Genomic DNA, 4,683 nt, shown 5'->3' with positions numbered 1-4,683 from the left:
ACTGGTAAAGAAAAAGTACTACGCAGCGTAGAGGCAAATGAAGGCGATGCGAGCACCATTAAGTTGATAGGTGCTGTAAGCGTAAAACGTTGGCATAAAGTACCCAATCCGCCTCTTTTAGACAATGACGCTGAAATTAATCAGAACGGAGATACTTCAGCTCGTTGCGTCGCTAATGCATCTTCACCGTTATCTTAAAGTACAAGGCAAAAATATAGCTAAGTTAAGTGGTGACCGTTAAACCATATAACTATCCTCATCAAAGCCAGCTGGGTCATATTGCTCTGGGTTTTTGGCAGCATAAAACTCATAGCCATTGACGTTACCATGATTGATAAAGATGTCATATTTTGGACTGGTGTTTTTGACGACTTCTATGCCATCAGGGTATTCAGGCGCGACTTTAGTTCTCATTTCCAAATACTTAATAAGATATTCACTGTAGTCACTATCTGTTTCAAATACACCCTTAGCCCTTTTATTTATAAAGTCAAAGACGGTTTGGATATCTGTTTCTATTAGTAGCCCATGATTAAGCAAGCGAATGATATCGCCTTCATTTTTTCCTAGGTTGCTCTCTGAACCATTTGGGTGCATGTGCTGTAATACATTTTGCCATTCGCGTTTAATCGTTACTGTTTCAAATATTTTTAGGATAGCAGCTTTGCGATTTGGTAAATAATCAATATCAACGTTATCCCAACCCGTAGTAGGAATGGCCTTATCTATCACTTTGTCTGTTTTACCATGACGTGTCAGTTGATAAAGCAATATACCTTTGGCTTCAGGGGTAGCCGTTTTCAACCAAGCATCGTCTGCGTTGTTCAGGATAAAACTGGCTAGTTTATTGCGTTCACGGGCTTTATCTAAGGAGCTATTAAATTCTGCAAAAACTGATGAAATGTTATTTAAGTTTTCAGAGATTTCATTTTCCCGTCCGATCATCATTACAAAAAATTGACTCAATTGTATAAATGATTCCTTCATTATAAATGACAATACACGAAACTTAGCAATCAACAATTGACTATGTACCCAAGAAGCAAACTCAATCATTAGCTTTGCATTGACATCGAATAAAGCTTCACCTTTGGCACCTACGCCAAAGCAAAGCGCCGCTTTGGCCTTGATTCTAAACTTACCATCAGCGTAAAATACTGAAAAGCAACCTTCAACTCCTATGCCAGCGCTAACCGCCCCTGTAACGGATAATTTAGCCAATGCTTTAAAAGTATTGGTATCTCGACTGAGCCACTCCAAGCTTCCACTCGGGGTGATACCTGTTTCTGCACCAGCGAAGGCAGTAACGCCAATGTCGAGATCTTTACTCACTGGAGTATTAGCAAACTTTTTATCATCAAGAATGGGATCGAATTTAGGCTTGTTAATAGTTTTTACTGGTCCGTACAGTTGACTTGCTGATAGAGCAGTATCTTTTTCAATAGCTTGAACTTCTTGTTTATTGCCATTAAAACTTATAGACACCGCACCTGAAATGCCTGCCTTTGCTCCTACAAATCCGTGAATGTCGCATTCTATAATAAACCGGATAGCTCCTAAGTCGATCTCTCCAGTTGCTTTATGATTAAAGACTAGCTGCCATCCCTGTAGAGAAGGATATGCTGCTTTACTGTTTATATTAGCTTCGCAAAGTACTAATTTACCACTAACATCAAATCCAAGTTCCCCACCTACTTTGCCTTTAGAAGGATCAGAGTTGAAAGCAGCAGAGCCGGTCCAGCCACCTATAGCCCTTAACCACTGAGCCGAAACTTCAGTTTTAAATTTCTTAGACTCATAGATAGTTTCACTTAGCTCGTTTCCTGAAAGACCCAAAAGTTCATTAAAGATTTTTAGATCTTTAAAATGACGCTCGCCATATTGCTTAAAGCTTGCCTGCCTTTTTATTTTATCTAAACTATCTTTTAGTGCTACTTTATCTATATTTTTTGGTTCATCTTTGAGACTGCTTCCTCTTATCGTGCTTTTGATATCAATTTTAGTGCCATCTGTATTGACACGGTTTTTATAATAAACTTGGTATTTATCTCTATTAAGATGGTTTCTTATAAGCTTTATCTTAGTTTTACCGCCTTCAACATAACGTTGAGTTGTATATACTTCTTTTATTAACGCTTTCTGTGTTAGATCTATATTTAATTTAACCTTTAATAAGTCTTCTGATGCTTTTAGCTCTTTTTCAATGTTTACAATATCTTTTACGGTCACAGTTGCAGATGGTTCAAGGCTTTGAGACAGTCTTCTTCTATTGATGTGGCATTGAGCAACTAAATCTGAAAGTTCTGAACCTACTTTACTAAGTTCTTTGTAATCTTTTGGCTCAAGTAGAATGAGCTCTTGAGTTTCTAAATCGAAAATTATTGGCAAATTAGCTTTGCCTGCTAAAACAGCTTCATGTTTAGGCTTGTTTACAGCTGTAGGTATACTCATTGTTGGTATAGTAAGCGTTCTAATGTAGCCAAAAGGTGATGGAACAACATCTCCTTCTGAATCTTTAAAATCAAGCCTAGATGTCACTGGCTTACCAGCTACCAAGACTTGTACCGTCCTTTTATAGTCAGCATTTATTTTCTCAGTCAAACCCGTTTTAGGGTCTACCTTCAGTGTTTTCTTCACTGTTTTTCTATAGTCGATTAACTGAACCTTCACATCATTAGGAATGCTGCCACCTTTAGTTTTTATTTGAAACTGTAAGAAGGTTTGTAACTGGTAAGATTTACTGTAAAAATCACCAGTTCCCTTTGTTCTCTTTGTTTCCTTTGTTATGTTTGCTTTGTTTGGGTCTAGTGAAAACTCTGTTGCTTTTTGACCTTCTCCTTTTATATAGGGGTTTACTGGCTTACCTTTTTCAATGAAATATAATCGATATTTTGCCGAAGCTACCAATGGTATTTTCTTAGTAAATGTTGCATTATGATAACCTGTTAAAGTAGTACTTTTACCAGAAACCTTCTCTATTTTATCACCTATCTTATAGTCTACTTGGTAGTGTATACCATTGAATATCCTTTCATGTAACGATTCCTTTTTACTATTATCTCTCACGTTAGCATAAAAGTTTATTCGTAAATTATCCGCCTCAAATATATATATATTACCAAGTCGCTCAACATCTTTCCCCAGTATCTTTGGAATTTTAGAGTCGCCTTGCAAATGATAAAACACATTCGGAGTATACAATCCAGAAATGGAAATACCTGTCTCGATCACACCGGCGGAGTCTGCTGTGAATACCTTTTTTATGGGATTACCGTGAGAGTTTTTTACAAATAGTAGAATTTTTACAGGCTGGTCGGGTATTTTATTTATGACATGTAATGTTAATTTATCTGACATTAGTGATTCTCCTCAAAACTTAATGCAAACCCTTCATGCTCTTCACCAACGATATGTATACCAACTTCTTCAGGTGTGTCCGTGACGATCTGTTCGGTACGACCTTGTGCGTCAGTCTTACCACTTTTCACAGTACCATCTTCCATAAATAGCAAGTATTCCGTATTGGCGATAGGCTCACCAAACATATCTTTAGCAACATAAGTTAGATAGGATTTGACATCTGAACCACCTAATGAGGGTAGCGTTGGACCAACTTTAGCCCCCGCCACCATCTCTTTCTTCACCGCTTTAATCTTAACCGTACCTGGGCACACCAGCTTAATACCACTGTCATCGATGGTAATCGAAGCCCCAGCTGACGTTTGTAGCTTAATCCGCTTCGGACTCGACACATTGACCTGACCTGACTCACTACCAACCGTCATCGACTGCTGACTGTGCAGCTGCAACTCACCACCTTGTGCCTGTATCGCTACAGGTTTGCTATTGGCACTGATGTGTAGTCCTGACTGAGCCGTTTGACCACCGACGCCTGAGAGTGAATCAATCGTATTTGCCGCCAGCGTATAATTGCCTGCGACCATATCTGATTGCGTGCTGCCTGATTGCCTAACGATTGTTTTCGCCGTCCACAGTGTATTGCTGCCTGATGCGAGGATGCTATCTTTACTAACCAGTAGCACATCAGCTGCACCAAGTACCTCAGTATCTAGCGTCTCATCGATAATTTGCGCCGTACTCTTAAACCCTTCTATCGACGCTCGGGCATCACTGAGTGCTTCGGTCGATTGTAGATGTGCCTGTTTAGCCTCTGATAACGTCTCGCTCAGCTCAGCGCCCAACTTAAGCTGCTGCTGTCCTGCATCATTGACCCATGCAGACTCATGCTCAGTTTGCGTGTGTTTGATATCAAAGGTAGAGAGTAGTACTCCTGTATCACCACTAATCTGTAGCCCATGATCGGTAGCGACATTGATGCCTTGACCACTATCGCTTGATTGATGATTGCTAAAGCGGTGGCGTAGTGTACCCAATGCAACGACATGCTCATCAGGGGCAAAGACCGCGCTAGAAGTGATGGTTGGTGTCTCAGCATTAGCGCGCGCACCAGTATTCACCGTCCACTGTAGACCGACCTTGTTTGGCGTATCATCAAAGCTCATCGTCACTTCAGACTCAGACGTCAGCCCATATTGAGCAATACCAGAGATCCATCCGCTATGAGTATCATCGTCATTGATTTGCGAATGACCGAGACCACCACCATGCCATCTGGGAGAGGCACCGCCTTTGAGGTTATGTCGATTGGCTAAACCGGCATCT

3 protein-coding genes are annotated in these 4,683 nt (G+C 40.3%); 1 reads left to right on the top strand and 2 read right to left on the bottom strand.

Going from position 1 to position 4,683, the window contains the following annotated elements:
- Positions 1 to 198: hypothetical protein (locus ACT3SX_RS13980; protein ID WP_444753422.1), on the top strand; the 198-nt coding region annotated here is incomplete at its 5' end.
- Positions 199 to 237: 39 nt separating this feature from the next.
- Here ACT3SX_RS13980 and ACT3SX_RS13975 read toward each other — a convergent pair.
- Together ACT3SX_RS13975 and ACT3SX_RS13970 are read right to left on the bottom strand one after the other, a co-directional pair.
- Positions 238 to 3,357 (bottom strand): hypothetical protein, encoded by a 3,120-nt coding sequence (locus ACT3SX_RS13975; protein ID WP_442254597.1) that lies wholly within the window; start codon positions 3,355 to 3,357, stop codon positions 238 to 240.
- Positions 3,357 to 4,683, bottom strand: a 1,327-nt coding sequence (locus ACT3SX_RS13970) for a DUF2345 domain-containing protein (protein ID WP_444761792.1), incomplete at its 5' end; no start/stop codon positions are given. The genes ACT3SX_RS13970 and ACT3SX_RS13975, both read right to left, overlap by 1 nt.

It is taken from the genome of Psychrobacter sp. AOP31-B2-9 (genome assembly GCF_052378005.1).
Classification (GTDB): domain Bacteria; phylum Pseudomonadota; class Gammaproteobacteria; order Pseudomonadales; family Moraxellaceae; genus Psychrobacter.
Note: the sequence above shows the minus strand (reverse complement) of the source record. Positions and strands in the feature narration are given on the sequence as shown.

Coding starts and splice junctions, on each gene's coding strand:
- ACT3SX_RS13975 (WP_442254597.1), bottom strand. CDS start 3,357: ATGTCAGATAAATTAACATTACATGTCATAAATAAAATACCCGACCAG.